We start from the raw sequence: 17,763 nt of genomic DNA on the forward strand, positions 1-17,763 counted from the left end.
GGTGTACAATAGAACTAAGGAGGAGATAAACATGACACTTAGTTATGATCATATTTTAGTAGCTGTCGATGGATCAAAAGAAGCAGAGTGGGCTTTCAAAAAATCTATTGATATTGCCAGACGGAACAATGCCACTTTAAATTTGCTTCACGTGATTGACACTCGATCCTTTGCTGTAGTAGAAGCTTATGATCGAAGCGTAGCAAAGAGAGCTCAAAGCTTTGCTGAAGAAATGCTTGGTGAATATAAAGCGGAAGCAGAACGTAAAGGTGTGACCAAAATTAATGTGTTTGTTGAATACGGCTCCCCAAAAGTACTTGTACCAAAAGAGTTTGCCAATAAAGTTGAAGCAGATCTTATTATCTGCGGGGCTACCGGCTTAAATGCGATGGAACGTTTTTTAATTGGCAGCATTTCCGAGCATATTGTCAGAGCGGCTAAATGTGACGTGCTTGTCGTCCGGACCGATCAGCCGCCGGAGAAAGAACCTGCTAAAGATGATTTCACTATATAATAGTCAAATGCGAATAAAAGCGGCCCTGCTCAACAGGACCGCTTTTATCATTTATCTTGAAGGAACAGACTGCACAAGAAACGCTGCCTGTTCTATTTGTTTTCTTACCTGATCAAAGCCCGTTCCTCCCGCAGAATCTCTTCGCTCCACAGCCCGTAAAGGTTCAAGCACCTGATAAATATCTTCTTCAATTACTGGAGACGCCTCTTTAAGTGTAGGAAAAGGCAGATCTTTTAAGTAAATGCCCTGCCCAATGCACACGAGCACCAGCTTTCCAACAATTTCGTGGGCTTCCCGAAACGGAACCCCCTTCGCTGCTAAATAATCTGCAAGCTCCGTCGCATTAGAAAAATCTTCATTAACTGCTTTCTGCAGACGATCCTTATGAACATGCATAGTGTCAATCATACCGGCAAATATCTTCAACGAACCCATCAATGTATGAACGGTATCAAACATGCCTTCTTTATCCTCCTGCATGTCTTTGTTATAAGCTAGCGGCAATCCTTTGAGCACCGTTAAAAGAGACATTAAATGACCGAACACCCTGCCCGTTTTTCCTCTGACTAGCTCTGCCATATCAGGATTCTTTTTTTGCGGCATAATGCTGCTTCCTGTAGAAAATGCATCCGCAAGCTCTATAAATTGAAATTCCTGGCTTGACCAGATAATCAGTTCCTCAGAAAACCTTGAAAGATGCATAATCGTCATAGACGCATTGGATAAAAATTCAACGATAAAATCACGGTCACTTACCGCATCCATGCTATTTTCATAGATGGAGGAAAAACCGAGCAGTTCTGCAGAACGATGGCGGTCAATTGGAAAAGTCGTTCCGGCTAAAGCGCCAGCTCCCAGCGGTGATTTGTCAATTCGTTTTATCGAGTCTTCAAATCGCTGATGATCCCTCTCAAGCATCCAGAAATAAGCGAGCAAATGATGCGCAAATGAAATCGGCTGAGCCCGCTGTAAATGAGTGTATCCAGGCGCGACCGTCTCAACATGTGCCTCCGCCTGCTTAAGGATTGCTTTTTGGACGGTTCTGATCAGCACCCCAATTTCTTCTACTCTATTTTTAAGATATAGATGCATATCAGTGGCTACCTGATCATTCCTGCTTCGTCCTGTGTGGAGCTTTCCCCCCACCTGCCCAATTTCTTTTATGAGCAAATGCTCTAAATTTAAATGAATATCCTCGTTTCCTACGGAATACGTTAATTCATTCCTTTCTGCTTTTTCTTTCAGGCGCGCCAGTCCACCGAGTATTTCATGGACCTCTTCAGCAGAAAGGATTCCGCATTCTCCGAGCATCGTAACGTGTGCAACAGACCCCTGGAGATCTTCAAACACCAAATGCTGGTCAAAGCCGATAGAGGCATTGAACTCATCGACCCATTCTTCAGGCGATTGCGCGAAACGTCCTCCCCATAGTTTACTCATGAGACGGTTTCCCCTTTTTTACTTTGGACCATGGAATGAACCTTGGTTGGAAGTCCCCATAACTGAATGAAGCCGATCGCTGCACTATGGTTAAACTCATCGTCCGCTGTATACGTAGCAAGTTTTTCATTATAAAGGGAATTAGGCGACGTTCTTCCCTCTACAATCGCATGACCTTTAAAGAGTTTTATTCTTGCGACTCCATTTACATACTGCTGCGTCTCTTTCAAAAAGGCCTGAAGAGCAGGAGTTAAGGGAGAAAACCAAAGTCCTTCGTATATCATCTCTGTAATTTTCTTTTCAATCACAGGCTTAAAATGAGCCATTTCTTTAACAAGCGTTAAATCTTCAAGCTCTTTATGAGCCTTCATTAAGGTTACAGCACCAGGACATTCATATACTTCTCTTGATTTTATGCCGACAAGTCTGTTTTCAACATGGTCAATTCTCCCTACTCCGTGCTTTCCTGCAAGGTCATTTAAAGTAAGAATCATAGTGGAAAGGGACATTTTTTTACCATTTAAAGCAATGGGGACGCCTTGTTCAAATTCTATTTCAATGAGGTCGGGAGCATTGGGTGTTGTTTCAAGAGACGCTGTAAGATCGTATGCCCCCTCTGGTGGAGCTGCCCAAGGATCTTCTAAAATTCCACATTCATTGCTTCTTCCCCAAAGGTTTTGGTCGATTGAATAGGGGCTGTCCAGATTAATTGGAATTGGTATATTGTGTTTTTTTGCATAATCAATTTCTTCTTCTCTTGACCAGCCCCACTCTCTGACTGGTGCGATTACTTCAAGATCAGGATTTAAGGCCTGAATAGCAACTTCAAATCTTACCTGGTCATTTCCTTTGCCCGTACATCCATGAGCCACAGCATGTGCTCCGCTTTGTTCAGCCACTTCTACCAGTTTTTTCGCAATCAGCGGGCGTGAAAGTGCAGAAACCAATGGATATTTCCCTTCATACATTGCATGCGCCTGAAGGGCTGTCAGCGCATAATCCTGTGCAAATTCTTCTTTTGCATCAATCACATAGCTTTCTGTTGCTCCAACGGTCAACGCTTTTTCCTTCACAAAATCAAGATCTTTTCCTTCCCCTACATCCAGGCAGCACGCTACCACATCATATCCCTGATCTTTTAGCCATTGAATGGCAACAGAGGTATCCAAACCTCCGGAATACGCTAAAACAACTTTTTTATTTTGATTCATACTAATCAACCTCTTTCGTATTTTTATTTATTATAATGTATATTTATTCTTTATAGGATGTGTACATACTAACAGGTCCTTTTAGAACTTACAATAGATAATAATAAAAATTTAAAAGTTTTAATTTTCAGATAAATATGTAAAAAAAAACTACCGTGTTCGTTTCACATGGCAGTTTGGTTGAAGCTTATTTTTTATCACATAAAAAACGGTATTGATAAAATTTTTCAGCAAAATCGGTTACTCTTCTGGTCAGCTGATAATTTGAAAAAGCACCAATGGACATTGAGATAATGGGGAGATCCGAAAATTTCTTTTTGCGGAACATACTGATCGCGGTGGATTTAAATAATTGTTTTACAGGTCCTTCAAGCCATCGTTCATTGGTTAATTCATCATTTCCATTAAAAAAATAGCTTATTTCATGCGTTTCCAATGAACGGATTAAATTATCCCAGGCCTCTGCCTGATAACGGATCGGCAGCGTGGCAGCGTGAAATAGCTTTAGAGAAAGTGTCATTTCATAAGGAGTCTGTACGTCACGTCCATATGCTGTAGCAACAAATTGAATAGCCCTTATATTCAAAATGGTCATGGCAAGCAAATCTGTACTAAAAGCCACAGCTCCGCCCGTCCCTGCGATCCCGCCCTGAATAAAGGAATACAGTTTGTGACGCCCGCTCTGCTGAATCGCCATATACTGCAGCTGATCGATTCGCAGGCAGCTAAATTCATGAAGAAAGCTGATTTTCTCATCAAATGCTTTAGCCGTCGACAGCAGTCTTTCCACTGTGTCTTTGTGAAGATGAGATCCCTGTATAATACTGTGCAAATGAAAAAGGGCTGCATCCATTTTAGCAAACACTTCTTCCTTGACTGTGGGAGGAAGACTTTTAAAAGACCCATCCAGCCATCTTGAGAATGTCATGGATAAATCATGTCCTCTGAAAGAACCAAGCTCTTTACGCCATGTTGTAATGTCTTCGTATACTTCTTTTTCACGCTCTGACCAGCTCATGGAGAACCCACCTCATTTTTCCAATAGTATGCCCGGACTGAGGATCATCTATAAGGAAAACAGTTAACCTGCATTGTTTAATTTTATGGGCTGAAAAAGAAGATATTCATTTAAAAAACCTGCATTCCTTAATCAGGAATACAGGCTGGATGGATGAGTCTTAAGATAAGCGGGTTACATCTCTTGCAATCATGACTTCTTCATCTGTTGGAATCACGACTACTTTCACCGGAGAGTGAGGGTAGTTAATAAATGCTTCCTCTCCGCGTGTTTTGTTCAATGCAGGGTCCCAGTAAATACCCATGAATTCAAGACCATTGAGGACTTCAGCACGAATGGTTTCACTGTTCTCACCAATTCCTGCTGTGAAGATGATGGCGTCTACTCCGTTCATTCTTGCAGCGTAGGATCCGATGTATTTATGAATGCGGTTAGAAAATACATCCAATGCAAGGCGGGCACGTTCATTACCTTCTGCTGACTGAATTTCAATGTCACGTAAATCACTTGAGAAGCCCGAAACGCCAAGCATACCTGATTGCTTATTTAAAACATCCAGTACACCTTCTGCTGATTTATCTGTTTTTTCCATAATAAAGGGAATAAGCGCTGGATCAATGTTTCCGCTGCGGGTTCCCATTGTCACACCTGCAAGAGGCGTAAAGCCCATTGAAGTATCGATAGAGCGTCCACCTTCAATTGCAGCAATACTCGCTCCATTTCCTAAATGACAGGAAATCAGTCTTAATTGCTCCAGCGGACGTCCAAGCATTTCAGCTGCACGCTGTGAAACGTATTTATGAGATGTGCCGTGGAATCCATATTTACGAATACCATACTCTTTGTAGTATTCATACGGCAGGCTGTATAAAAAAGAACTCTCAGGCATAGTTTGATGAAAGGCTGTGTCAAAAACAGCAACGGCCGGTGTATTCGGAAGAACGTTTTGAAATGCACGAATACCGGTGATGTTGGCAGGATTGTGCAAAGGCGCAAGGTCTGAAAGTTCTTCAAATTTAGCAATCGTTTCTTCTGTAATAACTACCGAATCATTAAATACTTCTCCCCCGTGTACGACACGATGACCTACTCCGTCAATTTCATTTAGAGACTGAATAATGCCCGAGGATGTCAGCTTTGAAAGCAGCATTTGAACGGCTACGTCATGATTTGGAATATCCGTAATATCTTTTTGCTTTTCGCCATCCACTGTGATGGTGAAAACAGCATTATCTAATCCGATTCGCTCGATAATTCCTTTTGTAATCACCGTTTCTTCCGGCATATCAAAAAGCTGAAATTTCAATGACGAGCTTCCGGCGTTTATTGCAATGACTTTTGTCATAGTGGAATTCGCTCCTTCTTGTTTAATTCTGTTCAATGATTTGTGCAGTTCTAGTGATGAGAGAAGATGTGACTCTTTTCACAACCTGAAAAAAATTCTGGGCAGCGTGTGGAAAACCTAGCGCTGCAAAAATTCGTAATCCTATTAAAACCATAGTTGGTTATTCGCTGCATGTTGTCTTTTTCATTTAATCACTGAATGTACTGCACTTCAAGAGAAAGCTTGCTGTGACAACGTTTACACTTAGAAGTGTTTATTTTCAGAAAAAGAGCTTGGGACAAAAGTGTCTCAAGCTCTTTGACCGGTTCGCTGCGCTTCAGGAGGACACTTTCCGAAGATACGGGGACTTGAGCCTCTACAGGCCCTTGCCCTGTATAGTCTCAAGCAACCGTCATATCCTGCTGGAATCTCCACCTTCCGCTCCGCTCTCCTCTTACTATTGATAAATACTTCTTCATTTTCAAAATTCTTAGGAGTTTTGTCCCGGCCTGTTTTCAAATAATAATACAGTATAGACATGTTAAGTCTTCTCGGCACTTCTCTTTTTTATACTCTTTCTTTAACAGTTCCTGCGTACTTATTTTTTATTTTCTTCCATCCACAATCCGATCTTGTTCATCATCGACTGAACCGCCTGTGCATTGCTTAATTTTGGCATTTCAGCAAGCAGCACCTGGCGTGGAGGGTTTACCCCTTCTTTTTGGCGCTGAAGAATTAAAACACTTTTTCCCGCCTGCTCACTTTTAAACAGGGAGTCAGGTAATTTCAACAAGCCTTGGATATGAACCTGTTTTTGTAAAAATTCATGCAGCTGCGAGGCAAAAGGCGATTCAAATAGCCCATTTGGCACAAGAAAAAATAAGTAGCCTCCCTCTTTCACATGCTGAATGCTTTGCTCAATGAAGAGATGATGTGCATAGGAATGACCTTCCTTTGCTTGAAGCTCATAATCCGCCGCTCTCTCATCATTAGGATAATAGCCGACGGGCAAGTCACTGATAACCGCATCAACCGGATCAATAAACAACGGCTCTAATGCATCCTGTGTATAAAGATGAAGAGGCTGCTCTGTCAGGTTAGCTCCCACATACGCCAATCGCACCAATACTTCATCAATTTCTACTCCATGAGTAAGCGATACTTTTCCTTCAAGCTGGTTCATAATCGCTAAAGCCAGATTCCCCGTGCCAAGCGCTGGATCAAGCAATTTCAGCTCCTGCTCGTTTGATGTGAATTTATCGAGCAAAAAGCCGATAACCATCGCAATCGAGTCCGGGGTCATTTGGTGATTAGGCTGTATATGCTCTTTCATCCCCTTCAAAATTGCCAGCTGATAGGCCTTGCGGATTTCTTCTTTACCGTAATTCTCCAATGGATGGCTTTCATAAGCATGAGCAAGCCTTTTTTTTATTACCTCATCCAGCTCTTCATCTACTTCACCACTAAACCAGTACTCCCCGCTTTCCGCTAAAGCTTCTAAATAAGAAGAAGCTCTTGCATCCTGCAGAGAAACGGCCGTGTCATTTAACATACTAAATACAGTTTCAACCGGAGAACCATTCATTCCGGGTAATCCCTCCTGTCCCAAAATCTCAACAACCCATTTTACCGCGCATACACCAAAAAAGAAAGAAAAGCGGCTGAGAGTTCGTACAGTAAAGCGTTAAAGGGGCCTGGCCCCTTTAGTGCTTTACATAGTTAAACCCCCGCAAAAACTTTGCAGGGGCGTGTTTTATTTTGCTCTTTTTACAGCGTCTATGGCTGCCTCATAGTTCGGGTGGTCTGTTGCTTCTTTTACGTATTCTACGTAAACAACCTCGTCGCTGCTGTCTATGACAAAAACAGCTCTTGCCAGCAGGCGCATTTCTTCAATGGCAACACCATATGCCTTGCCAAAAGATAGATCACGATGGTCTGAGACGGTCTGTACATTTTCGATTCCATTGTCTCCACACCAGCGGCGCTGTGCAAACGGGAGGTCTACTGAGACCGTAAGTACTTTTACATTACCGAGTTCAGCAGCTTCCTCATTGAATTTTCTTGTCTGCTTATCACAGACACCTGTGTCAAGGGAAGGTACTACGCTGAATAATCGTACCGTATTTTTTGTGTCCTGCAGTGTAACGGGAGAAAGATCGTTGGCTAACACAGAAAAATCCGGTGCTTTGTCTCCGACCTTTACCTCTGAGCCTTGCAATGTAACTGGTTTTTCTTTAAATGTAATAGCTGCCATTTTTATCATTCCTCCTTTTATGTACTTAGCGCTTTCACGTTCATCATACTGAAAGGGTGCTGATACAAGCAACTAATTCGAATTCGTTTATTGATATTTTTCATGGTCCTGGGAGTACTGTGACCCCTGATTTAACTGATGCTGAATCTTGGATACCATGCTTGGGGCCAAATCCATTAGTTTTTCAAGAAGATGTGTTCCTTCGTTAAGATGATGCATTTTAATGCCTTCTTTTCCAACGATCAAAAAGGCAATCGGCGTAATGGAAACTCCACCGCCGCTTCCCCCTCCAAAGGGATGTCCTGAACTGCTTGAACCATTTCCTGCTCCGTCCATATCAGATTGAAACTCGCTTCCTCCTGCTGCAAAGCCAAAACGAACCTTGGAGACCGTCATAATGGTGCTTCCATCATGCGTTTCAACAGGATCACCTATAATGGTATTTACATCTACCATTTCTTTTAAATGTTCCATTGCTGTGGCCATTAGTCCTTCAATAGGGTGCTCCATGAACTTCACCAACCTTTTTATGTTTTGGCAATCCTCGATCCAACCAAAAACGGACGCCGATTATCATAAGGTGCCCCAGACGGATCGATGCTATGCAAGAAAGATATAGTGCAAATGCATTTACTCCGTATAATGGCTGAACAGATTGCTGCGGCTTGCATTTAAATTGAAAAATAGGGGACAAAACAAGGATGATCCAGCTATTGAGCACCCATATCCCGCTCGTTAGATAAGCAGTCCAATCTGCTTCTTCCAGCCCGATTTTTACATCTGTTGCCAGCTTCTCAACTTTGACCTTTTTCAATAAATCCTTCGTATGCTTTTTCACGTGCTTGAATTGTTGAAGGAATCGGTCATATACCTCTTTTGCTTGATTCATATCCTGAATCGAAAACAATTTTTCTGCATCTGTTTCAGTGTTTGTCTGCTCAGAATAGACAATTGCGGTTCCTTCCCGTTCAAAAAGAGGTATGGAGAACTTCTTTCTGTACAGCCCGTTAAAAACTTTCAGCTGAATATCTGCGTGATGAAGGTTTTTTCTAAGGTTTAATTGAATGGATATGGTAATTTTCGAAAAATAAATATAGAAAAGAAGGACAAGTATGCATGATCCTATACCAGCTATAATCCACATATGGATTCTCCTTTTTTCTTCTCTTTTTTCCTATTATGTCCAAAATTCATAAAAAAACCTGCCTAATGAAAGACAGGTTTCTGCTTACTTATTTTGTGTTAGTATTAACAAGCTTTTCATTAAACCTTTATTCAAACAATATCAGTGTCTAACCGCGGTTTGCGCCGTTGGTTCGTGAGAGGATTGTACTGTTGGGATAACTGTTCTCTCGTGTACAACAGCGGTATCCCCAATGAAGTCGTGAAGCCCCTGTTTTTTTGGAGTAAATGCGACTACTGCATATAAGAAAAGAAAAACTGGCAGGCCAAAAATCGTAAAGATACTTAGCACATATCTGCCAATCAATTCTCTGAAAAGAACAGCAGACCAAGTTAACGAGGATCCTTTTACTGACCTGACTCTTAATCCGAACACCATTTTTCCCAGCGTCTGTCCAAAGAACTTAGTCATCAAAACAAAATAAGCGAGAAACATGATGCTTGTTGCAATTCCCCCAATACTAACTACGCCTGAGGAATTCATTGAACCCGTAAGACGAAGAACCGGATAAATAATAAGTCCATTAATGGCTGCAATAACCAGCAAATCAAACAAGTAGGCCCACACTCTCATCCAAAAGCCGCTGTAGTGGGGCGTTGCGTATTCGTGGTGCTGAGAATTCCAGGACGGTATTTCTTCCTTTACCACTTGCTCCTCTGCAGGGGGCTGTGGCTGTGGCTGCTGCATCTGTTCATCTTTATAATCCATATCTGCTGCCCCCTGTTAGTCAGTATATAAGTACATTGGACGCGGTCCGCCAACTTTATTCATTAAATCTGAGAGGACCTGCCCTTCCATTCCGCCAAATATTTTTTGCGTCTGGTAAGTAAATAATGAGCCCCAGTCGTTTGCCATTGTATAATGGATAACCTCTGCATCTGGAATCTCGAGATCTTCTTTTATCCCTGAAATGACATCTTCTTCATACCCATACTCATCAATTAAATCAAGTTCCAAAGCCTGAATACCGTTGTAAATCCGGCCATCTGCAATTTCACGCACTTGTTCTTCCGGCATTTCCCGGCCATTTGCAATTACTTCAACGAATCCATCATACGAATCATCGAGCATGCTCTGAACAATTTCAAGATCTCTTTCATCCACTTCTTCTGAAGGACTCAGCATATCTTTGAATTCTCCGGAAGTAACGGTTACGAAATCAATTCCGTAGCGTTCGGCAAGCCCTGCAAAATTAATGCTCTGCATAATAACACCGAGTGATCCGGTCATGGTTTCTTTGCTTGCAAATATTTTATCTGCCGGAGCAGCCACATAGTAGCCTCCGGACGTCGCTTGTGCCCCCATTGACACATAAACAGTTTTCCCCGCTTCTTGAATCTCAAGAAGCTTATCGTGAATTTCAGCACTTTCAACGACGCCGCCGCCTGGTGTATTCACACTCATGACCACGCCTTTTATGGTTGAATCATCTTTAATTTGATTTAATTGCTCCATAAAATGACTGTGATTATATTCTGCCCCGGCAAACAAACCCGTTTGCTCTCCTGTATCTTGAATGGTTCCATTTAAATCAAGAACAGCGATCCGTTCTGTTCCCGTGCCGCCTTCAATCACTTCTTCAGGGAGTCCTGCTGTCTGAGTCCCTGAAAAAGCTTCTTCAAAATCCATTGTAATAAAAGCTGTAGCTGCATTTACACCGATTGACACAATAAATAAAGCAGCCGCAATTCCTAAAGCAATCCACCTTTTTGCGGTCATTCCTAACTTCCTCCTTTAAAGCGTATCTCTTTCATACGGTTGAGTTTTCGATATGTTTCATTTCGTGGTACACTTTATAAGTATTCCTTATATGAACAGATGAAGAAAATGATTCTTCTGCCATCTGTGCTTAGATAAGGATAGCATTACATATTGTACCAAACATACAGGCTAACTAACAATGCTATTGGAGGTCGGAAAGATGGAACAACGTCGAAATATGTTCTTTTATGCAAGAAAAGACGACAAAACAAAGGATCAAATTCTTACTCTCACCGATTTAGCAGAACGTTATGGATTTTCTGTTGTAAAAGATTCTAAAGAAGCTAATATTATTGTCAGTATAGGCGGCGATGGTGCATTCCTGCAGGCTGTTAGAAAAACCGGTTTCCGCCAGGATTGTCTTTATGCCGGAATTTCCACTTCAGGCAGCAGAAGTTTGTATTGTGATTTTCACATTGATGACTTATCCACGATGATTGAAGCGATGACCACAGAACAAATTGAAGTGCGCAAATATCCTACCATTCAGGTAAACGTGGATAATGAGACAACCTTTCTTTGTTTAAATGAATTCAGCATCCGTACCGGAATTGTCAAAACCTTTGTGATGGATGTCTTTATTGATGATCTTCACTTCGAAACGTTCAGAGGAGATGGAATGATCGTATCTACTCCGACAGGAAGCTCCGGCTACAGTAAATCTGTAGGAGGTGCTGTAGTCGATCCGATGCTGCCATGCATGCAGATAAGCGAGCTTGCTTCCCTTAATAATAATCGATTCCGTTCACTTGGATCTTCGTTTATTTTAAGCGGGCAGAGAAAATTAAGATTATCAGTCACGCAAGACGGCAATGATTATCCTGTTATGGGTCTGGACAATGAAGCGCTCGGCATTAGTCATGTAAAAGAAGTCGATCTAATGTTAAGTGACCACATCGTCAAAACAGTCAAATTAAAAGACAATTCTTTCTGGGAAAAAGTAAAAAGAACATTTCTATAAATAGCAGTGACGCTTCGTCTAACGATTTGATGAGGCTCAGACTTTGCTGAAAGCGTCTGTCTAAAACCAGCAAAGAGGCTGGGACAAAACTCCAAAAAGCTTAAAGAATGAAGAAGTATTTAGTAATAGTAAGAGGAGAGCGGAGCTGAAGGTGGCGACTCCAGCAGGATATGACGGTTGCTTGAGCCTTTACAGGGCAACGCCCTGAAAAGGCTCAAGCAACCGTCCCTGCGGAAAGCGTCCACCTGAAGCGCAGCGAACCGGTAAAAGAGCTTGAGACAGTTATGTCCCAAGCTCTTTGTCTTTTTTTATTCCCATGCGTTTTAAACTTATTGGCTGGCTGCTTTTTTCATACCTGGAGGTCTTGCCATATACCATTTAGATCGCGAAAACGTAAACAGTGTTAAACTTGACCAAATAAACACAAAAGAAATTAAATCGATTAAGGTAAACGGCTCATTATAAATAAAAATACCCAGAATTAAGGTCAGTGTTGGTGCGATATATTGCAAGAAACCAATCATATATAAGGGTATTTTCTGCGCTCCTTTGGCAAAAAAGAGCAAAGGTACAGCAGTAGCAGCTCCTGCTCCGATCAGCAGCAAGTCGATGTTCCAATCCCCTGAAAATAAAGCGGGAGAACTGCTTTGAAACAGGAATCCCATATAAATAAGGGCAGCGGGCATGATCGTCAAGGTTTCAAGTGTCAGCCCAATCGCAGGGTCTACTTTTATCATTTTCTTTACCAGTCCGTAAAGTCCAAATGAGAAGGCCAGAGTAAAAGCGATCCACGGAAAAACTCCATAGGAAATGGTAATAATTAAAACGCCGATCAGCGCTAAAATAAAGGAGATGACCTGTGCTTTAGAAAGCACTTCCTTTAAAACAATGACACCGAGTAAAACGGATACCAACGGGTTTATATAATACCCCAGGCTTGCTTCTACCATTTGATTTGTGTTCACTGCCCATATGTAGAAAAACCAGTTTAAGCTGATTAATGCAGAAGCGGCAAACAAAGCAAGAAGTCTTTTTTTCTTCTTAAGCAAGGACAGCCCTTCGACCTTAAATGCGCGTATATTTCCTGTAGCGGCTAATAAAACCATCATAAACCAAAACGACCAGAACACCCGGTTGGCTAAAATTTCATCCGGGCTGACATCAGATAGGAATTTCCAGTAAATCGGCAGCAGTCCCCATAATGCATACGCAAACGCTGCGAAGAATATCCCCTTTTTTTCCTCATTTTCCATAATGTTCTCCATTCTTTAGGTAATCGAAATAAATCAATTATACGCCCGATTTAAAAACTGTCAAGGGGAGTTAAGCCATACATCGTCTCTCATTACTAATCAGTTGGTGATATGTACTGACTTTTCATTAAAAAGAGGAGCCTGGGACAAGTATGTCTCAGACTCTTAGACCGGTTCACTTCGCTTCAGCAGGACTCTTTGCAGACGGGGGCTTGAACCTAATTATACTTGCTCGTCAAACCCTCAGCCTCATTATCTTCATTCTGCTTTATAAACGGTTTTCCCATCGACTACAGTTCTATAGACCTTCATGGATAGCAAGTCTCCTACAGGAGTAGTAAACGGATCTTTTTCAAGAACGGTAAAATCTGCTGCATAGCCTTTTTCTAGGATTCCTCTGTTGTTCTCGTGGTGACAGGCAAATGCGCTTCCTTTCGTAAACAGTTCGATTGCTTCAAACAGGCTGAGGCATTGATCTTCGCCATATACGGTGCCTTCCGGATCAAGCGGATTTGTTCTCGTGACAGCTGCATGAATTCCCAGCAGCGGGCCAAGTGGTTCAATAGGAGCATCTGAGCCCCCCGCGCAGGCGATTCCCCGCTCTAAAAGTGTTTTCCATGCATAATTCCACTGCATTCTCTTTTCACCAATCCGCTCTACCACCCACGGAAAATCCGAAGCAACAAAGCGTGGCTGAATATCAAGGACAACCGGAAGTTTTTCTACGCGCTTTACTAGATCTTCATTTAGAATCTGAGCGTGAATCAGGCGGTCCCTTTGTCCATTTACAGCCGGATACTGCTCTATCGCATCGAGCATATATTCGAAAGCCAGATCGCCAATGGTATGCACGGCAATGGGCATATCATATTGTCTCGCTTTATATACAAGCTGCTTCAGCTTATCGGGGTGATGGATGGCGACTCCATTTGTAGATGCATCGTCTGCATAGCCATTTTTTAATAACGCGGTTCTGCCGCCTAATGCACCGTCAGCAAATATTTTCATCGCTCCGAATTCTACATATCTTGACCCCGACAAAAAGGAGTGGCCCTGCCGATGCCAGTCTTCAATTACCTGGTGATGCACCAGAAGATGAGCTCTGAAGTGATTCCCCTCCTCTTCGATTACCTTTTGAAACGCGCGGTAAGTGCGGGTAAAATCTCCATAGTAGCTTAAGTCTTCTGTATGACCGCCAGTCAGTCCCAAAGACCAGGCATGCTTGAGCCCTTCTCTTAATGAATTTTGAATATATTCATCCTCGATTGGAGGCAAAGCCGGAATCATAAAATCCTGCGCTTGATCTTTTAATAAACCGGTTAGTTCACCATTCAAATCCCGATCTATCAGTCCGCCCTCAGGATCCGGGGTATTCCGGTCTATTTTAGCTGCCTGAAGTGCGATGGAATTAACAACAGCAGCATGCCTGCATATTCGTTTTAAATGAACGGGATGGTTTGGGGCAGCAGCATCGAGCTCTTCTGCCGTAATCACTTCAGGGCTTGTCCACTGATTCTCATTCCAGCCGTCGCCAAGAATCCATTCTCCTTCCGGCAGTTCCTCAGCCTTTAGCTGAACTGCTTCCATTACTTCACGTTTTGATCTCATGGAAGACAGATCCAGTCTCAGAAGCGTTTCTCCCACGCCAATTAAATGAAGATGACTATCTACAAAACCCGGAAACAATGTGCTCCCTTTTAAATCAATCCATTCAGCCTGCCCGTTTGCAGCCGCAAGCACATCCTTTTTGTTTCCAACCTCTACAATTTTGCCGTTATGAGTAAGAATTGCTTCTGCTTTTTCTCCTTCTTCTTTCATTGTATATATCGTTCCATTTGTCCAAATCTGCATCATACATCCCCCTAAATCTATGTAAAAAACACTTAAAATAATTTGTACTAGTGTAAGTTTACAAAATATTTCTTTAAAGATGAAGCCGTATGCTCAATAAAAGGGAGTATGAAGAGAAAATGAATGGTATGGAGCAATTTTGGACATAAAAAAGCCGACAGCTCAATTTAGCTGCCGGCTTTTTATTGGGTTAATTATTTTGAAGAACCGCCTAATTGCTGTTCAGCCATTTGAACAAGACGTTTAGTGATTTCTCCACCTACAGAACCGTTAGAGCGAGCTGTAGAATCTGGTCCTAGTTGTACTCCAAATTCAGTTGCGATTTCGTATTTCATTTGGTCTAGTGCTTGTGCTACACCTGGAACAAGCAGTTGATTTGAACTTCTGTTTGCCATGTGTTTTCACCTCCTTGTGAGAATAGAATGTGCAGAAACACGGAAGTTAACACTGGTAATTTATTCTATTATTTTTCTGTTCTTCTGCACTCCTTAAATCACAGATAAAAACACATGGCCAGAAGGCTTTTAGGTGTAATCAAATCACTGATACAACTGGATTTCTGTCCTATTTGTTCTATCTTACAATAATCCCGAAAATTCATCACTGCTTTCATTTAAGAGTGTATTTGGTGTAAGGATTTCAGTTTCAGTGGCATTGACCGCATCACGGATAAGCAAGTCAAAGTCAATAAAGCTTTCATAAAAAGCTACTTTATCCAGTTTTGGTTTTGTTTTTGGTGCTGCAGGCGTAAAAATTGTACAGCAATCCTCATAAGGAAGAATCGACAATTCGTAGGTCCCTATTTCCTTGGCTATTTCGATAATATCCGTTTTATCCATTGTGACAAGCGGCCTGAGGACGGGTGTAGCTGTTACCGCATTAATTGCCTGCATGCTCTCTAGTGTTTGACTCGCTACCTGCCCCAGACTTTCACCGGTAACAATCGCCTTGGATCCCGTTTGTTCACGAATAAGGTCAGCAATTTTCAGCATCATTCTTCTTGTAGAAGTCATGGTGTAGTTTTCAGGAACTTGTTTTTGAATCGCTTGTTGAATCGCTGTAAAAGGTACAATATGAAGCTTGATTCTGCCGGAGTATCCAGCCAGTTGAGCTGCAAGCTTTCTTACTTTCTGCTTAGATTGTTCGCTTGTGAATGGAGGGCTGTGAAAATGGATCGCTTCAATTTCCACTCCGCGTTTCATCATAAAATAGCCGGCTGCCGGACTGTCGAGACCTCCCGACAGCATTAAACTAGCTTTATTTGAAGCACCAATAGGCATTCCGCCCGCACCTGGTATTTTTTGGGCAGATAAATAAACCCCTTCTTCCCGCACCTCTGTCACAAGTTCAATCTCAGGGTTTTTCATTTCAACAATCAAACCCTCAACTTGATTAAGAACGTATGAACTGATCTCTCTGTTTAATTCATTCGTATCAAGGGGAAACGACTTATCGGCTCTTCTGGCAGATACTTTAAAGGTAGCTTGCTCCTGGACTAGTGATGCAACGAGCTTTGCTGCATGCTCTTTTATCTCTGTCAGCTCAGAGGCTGTCTTTACGACCGGGCTGAAGGATTGAATGCCAAATATAGGCTTAAGTCTTTTGATAATCCCTTCCACATCTTCAGGATTCTGCAAATAAATATGCATTCGATCTCTGCCTGCTTCAATTTTAACCGCTGAAAACCCGGTAAGTGATTCTTTAATATTCAGCTTCAATTGATTGACGAAACGGTTGCGGTTCTTTCCTTTTGTTGAAATTTCTCCGTAGCGTATTAAAATTCGATCATATTTCATTTTCGTTTAATTCCTTTCAATAAAGATGGAATCACCGTGCTCCATACTTTTTGTAATTGGTCAATGTCACTTTTTGTAGTGGTGTAAGCCATGCTGATACGCACCGATCCTTTGGCAATTTCGGGAGAGCACCCCATTGCCTGAACCGTTCGGCTTACTTCTGCTTTTTTTGATGAACAGGCACTTGTTGTAGAAATATAAATCTCTTCCTTTTCAAGCGCATGTACGATGACTTCACCCTTTAACCCTGGCACGGAGACATTAATAATATGAGGAGCAGAAAAGGCTTCGGGAGTAAGAATACAGGTATAAGGCAGGGCTGAGAAATAGTGAATCAGTTCGGCCTTCAGTCCATTCACGTGATTTGAGTTAAATTTTTCGGTGATTTCTCTCATCGCTTTAGCCATGGAAACAGCCCCGGCCACATTTTGCGTTCCGCTTCTAAATCCGCTTTCCTGATTTCCGCCTGTTACTTGAGGAAGAATAGGAGCTTTTGCTCTTTTATAGAGGAGCCCTGCTCCTTTTATCCCGTGAAATTTATGTGCAGAAATGGAAAGCATGTCCACCAGGCTTTGATTTACCATGACTGGGATCTTGCCAAAACTCTGAACAGCATCCACATGAAAATAAGCACTGGAATACTTCTTAATCAGTTTGCCTGCTTCCTCAATGGGCTGAATCGTCCCAATTTCGTTATTTACATGCATAATGGAAACAAGAATCGTTTCTTTAGTGAGCAGATTTTTTAACTCATCTAACGAGATTCTTCCATCTCTCCCAACTTCCAGGATAGACACTTTAAATCCTTTTTGTTCAAGTTCTTTATATACATTCCAAACGGAGGGGTGTTCAATTTGGGTGGTAATGATATGATTTCCTTTGTGCTTTACAGATTCTGTGATTCCTTTAATGGCTAGGTTATTGGCTTCTGTGCCCCCGGATGTAAAAATGATTTCATCCTTGTTTGCACCGATAATTGCTGCCGCCTGCTCTCTTGCTTTATCCAGCAGGTTTGCGGCTGTTGAACCAAGGCCATGCAAAGAAGAGGGATTACCGTAATACTTTTCTGTCACTGTTATAAAAGAAGTCAGCACTTCTTTAGAAGGCTTTGTCGTAGCACTGTTATCAAGATAAATCATAGAAACACACTCTTTCGTTAAAATCATGAACTGGTTTAAATACTGACTTATCATATCA

The 17,763-nt window shown here is 42.0% G+C and carries 17 protein-coding genes; 2 read left to right on the forward strand and 15 right to left on the reverse strand.

What is annotated here, in order from left to right; translation table 11 throughout:
- The first annotated feature begins 31 nt into the window (after nucleotides 1–31).
- A complete protein-coding gene (locus tag ACQCT8_RS06740; RefSeq protein ID WP_426869628.1) occupies nucleotides 32–514 on the forward strand; it encodes a universal stress protein in 483 nt (160 codons plus the stop codon).
- A 51-nt stretch (nucleotides 515–565) separates the two neighbouring features.
- On the opposite strand, the gene argH is transcribed toward ACQCT8_RS06740, so the two are convergent.
- From argH to sppA, 10 genes are all read right to left on the reverse strand, one after another.
- Entirely contained in the window at nucleotides 566–1,954 is a 1,389-nt protein-coding gene (argH, locus tag ACQCT8_RS06745) for an argininosuccinate lyase (protein WP_426869630.1), read from the reverse strand.
- Nucleotides 1,951–3,165, reverse strand: coding sequence for an argininosuccinate synthase (locus ACQCT8_RS06750; protein ID WP_426869632.1), 1,215 nt, complete (start codon nucleotides 3,163–3,165; stop codon nucleotides 1,951–1,953). Before ACQCT8_RS06750 ends, argH begins: the two co-directional genes overlap by 4 nt.
- Nucleotides 3,166–3,352: 187 nt before the next feature.
- A complete protein-coding gene (locus ACQCT8_RS06755; protein ID WP_426869634.1) occupies nucleotides 3,353–4,183 on the reverse strand; it encodes an EcsC family protein in 831 nt (276 codons plus the stop codon).
- A gap of 160 nt (nucleotides 4,184–4,343) precedes the next feature.
- Entirely contained in the window at nucleotides 4,344–5,528 is a 1,185-nt protein-coding gene (locus tag ACQCT8_RS06760) for an acetate kinase (RefSeq protein ID WP_426869636.1), read from the reverse strand.
- 577 nt (nucleotides 5,529–6,105) lie between these two features.
- Entirely contained in the window at nucleotides 6,106–7,092 is a 987-nt protein-coding gene (locus ACQCT8_RS06765; protein ID WP_426869638.1) for a class I SAM-dependent methyltransferase, read from the reverse strand.
- 168 nt (nucleotides 7,093–7,260) lie between these two features.
- Nucleotides 7,261–7,761, reverse strand: coding sequence for a thiol peroxidase (gene tpx, locus ACQCT8_RS06770; protein ID WP_426869640.1), 501 nt, complete (start codon nucleotides 7,759–7,761; stop codon nucleotides 7,261–7,263).
- Nucleotides 7,762–7,848: 87 nt separating this feature from the next.
- Nucleotides 7,849–8,271 (reverse strand): GerW family sporulation protein, encoded by a 423-nt coding sequence (gene ytfJ, locus ACQCT8_RS06775; protein ID WP_426869642.1) that lies wholly within the window; start codon nucleotides 8,269–8,271, stop codon nucleotides 7,849–7,851.
- Nucleotides 8,255–8,905 (reverse strand): hypothetical protein, encoded by a 651-nt coding sequence (locus tag ACQCT8_RS06780; RefSeq protein ID WP_426869644.1) that lies wholly within the window; start codon nucleotides 8,903–8,905, stop codon nucleotides 8,255–8,257. Before ACQCT8_RS06780 ends, ytfJ begins: the two co-directional genes overlap by 17 nt.
- 141 nt (nucleotides 8,906–9,046) lie before the next feature.
- Nucleotides 9,047–9,652, reverse strand: a complete 606-nt coding sequence (locus ACQCT8_RS06785) for an RDD family protein (protein ID WP_426869646.1) — start codon at nucleotides 9,650–9,652, stop codon at nucleotides 9,047–9,049.
- A gap of 15 nt (nucleotides 9,653–9,667) precedes the next feature.
- The gene (gene sppA / locus ACQCT8_RS06790; RefSeq protein WP_426869647.1) at nucleotides 9,668–10,663 is read right to left on the reverse strand and encodes a signal peptide peptidase SppA; all 996 of its coding nucleotides are present in this window, start codon (nucleotides 10,661–10,663) and stop codon (nucleotides 9,668–9,670) included.
- Between the two features lie 202 nt (nucleotides 10,664–10,865).
- Between sppA and ACQCT8_RS06795 the strand changes: the two genes are divergently transcribed.
- On the forward strand, nucleotides 10,866–11,666 hold the full coding sequence (locus tag ACQCT8_RS06795; protein ID WP_426869649.1) for an NAD kinase: 801 nt from the start codon (nucleotides 10,866–10,868) through the stop codon (nucleotides 11,664–11,666).
- 329 nt (nucleotides 11,667–11,995) lie between these two features.
- On the opposite strand, the gene rarD is transcribed toward ACQCT8_RS06795, so the two are convergent.
- The 5 genes from rarD to ACQCT8_RS06820 all read right to left on the reverse strand — a co-directional run bounded on the left by rarD (nucleotide 11,996) and on the right by ACQCT8_RS06820 (nucleotide 17,705).
- Nucleotides 11,996–12,922, reverse strand: a complete 927-nt coding sequence (rarD, locus tag ACQCT8_RS06800) for an EamA family transporter RarD (protein ID WP_426869874.1) — start codon at nucleotides 12,920–12,922, stop codon at nucleotides 11,996–11,998.
- Nucleotides 12,923–13,177: 255 nt separating this feature from the next.
- Nucleotides 13,178–14,773: an amidohydrolase gene (locus ACQCT8_RS06805; protein WP_426869651.1), complete on the reverse strand. Its 1,596-nt coding sequence runs from the start codon at nucleotides 14,771–14,773 to the stop codon at nucleotides 13,178–13,180.
- Nucleotides 14,774–14,964: 191 nt separating this feature from the next.
- A complete protein-coding gene (locus tag ACQCT8_RS06810) occupies nucleotides 14,965–15,165 on the reverse strand; it encodes an alpha/beta-type small acid-soluble spore protein (protein ID WP_041060119.1) in 201 nt (66 codons plus the stop codon).
- Nucleotides 15,166–15,348: 183 nt separating this feature from the next.
- Nucleotides 15,349–16,566 (reverse strand): tRNA uracil 4-sulfurtransferase ThiI, encoded by a 1,218-nt coding sequence (gene thiI / locus ACQCT8_RS06815; protein ID WP_426869653.1) that lies wholly within the window; start codon nucleotides 16,564–16,566, stop codon nucleotides 15,349–15,351.
- Nucleotides 16,563–17,705: a cysteine desulfurase family protein gene (locus tag ACQCT8_RS06820; protein WP_426869655.1), complete on the reverse strand. Its 1,143-nt coding sequence runs from the start codon at nucleotides 17,703–17,705 to the stop codon at nucleotides 16,563–16,565. The genes thiI and ACQCT8_RS06820 overlap by 4 nt, the downstream gene beginning before the upstream one ends.
- Nucleotides 17,706–17,763: the final 58 nt, after the last annotated feature.

Origin of the sequence: Jeotgalibacillus proteolyticus, from assembly GCF_050107735.1 — a bacterium.
Classification (GTDB): domain Bacteria; phylum Bacillota; class Bacilli; order Bacillales; family Jeotgalibacillaceae; genus Jeotgalibacillus; species Jeotgalibacillus proteolyticus_A.

Coding starts and splice junctions, on each gene's coding strand:
- ACQCT8_RS06740 (WP_426869628.1), top strand. CDS start 32: ATGACACTTAGTTATGATCATATTTTAGTAGCTGTCGATGGATCAAAA.
- argH (WP_426869630.1), bottom strand. CDS start 1,954: ATGAGTAAACTATGGGGAGGACGTTTCGCGCAATCGCCTGAAGAATGG.
- ACQCT8_RS06750 (WP_426869632.1), bottom strand. CDS start 3,165: ATGAATCAAAATAAAAAAGTTGTTTTAGCGTATTCCGGAGGTTTGGAT.
- ACQCT8_RS06755 (WP_426869634.1), bottom strand. CDS start 4,183: ATGAGCTGGTCAGAGCGTGAAAAAGAAGTATACGAAGACATTACAACA.
- ACQCT8_RS06760 (WP_426869636.1), bottom strand. CDS start 5,528: ATGACAAAAGTCATTGCAATAAACGCCGGAAGCTCGTCATTGAAATTT.
- ACQCT8_RS06765 (WP_426869638.1), bottom strand. CDS start 7,092: ATGAATGGTTCTCCGGTTGAAACTGTATTTAGTATGTTAAATGACACG.
- tpx (WP_426869640.1), bottom strand. CDS start 7,761: ATGGCAGCTATTACATTTAAAGAAAAACCAGTTACATTGCAAGGCTCA.
- ytfJ (WP_426869642.1), bottom strand. CDS start 8,271: ATGGAGCACCCTATTGAAGGACTAATGGCCACAGCAATGGAACATTTA.
- ACQCT8_RS06780 (WP_426869644.1), bottom strand. CDS start 8,905: ATGTGGATTATAGCTGGTATAGGATCATGCATACTTGTCCTTCTTTTC.
- ACQCT8_RS06785 (WP_426869646.1), bottom strand. CDS start 9,652: ATGGATTATAAAGATGAACAGATGCAGCAGCCACAGCCACAGCCCCCT.
- sppA (WP_426869647.1), bottom strand. CDS start 10,663: ATGACCGCAAAAAGGTGGATTGCTTTAGGAATTGCGGCTGCTTTATTT.
- ACQCT8_RS06795 (WP_426869649.1), top strand. CDS start 10,866: ATGGAACAACGTCGAAATATGTTCTTTTATGCAAGAAAAGACGACAAA.
- ACQCT8_RS06805 (WP_426869651.1), bottom strand. CDS start 14,773: ATGATGCAGATTTGGACAAATGGAACGATATATACAATGAAAGAAGAA.
- ACQCT8_RS06810 (WP_041060119.1), bottom strand. CDS start 15,165: ATGGCAAACAGAAGTTCAAATCAACTGCTTGTTCCAGGTGTAGCACAA.
- thiI (WP_426869653.1), bottom strand. CDS start 16,566: ATGAAATATGATCGAATTTTAATACGCTACGGAGAAATTTCAACAAAA.
- ACQCT8_RS06820 (WP_426869655.1), bottom strand. CDS start 17,705: ATGATTTATCTTGATAACAGTGCTACGACAAAGCCTTCTAAAGAAGTG.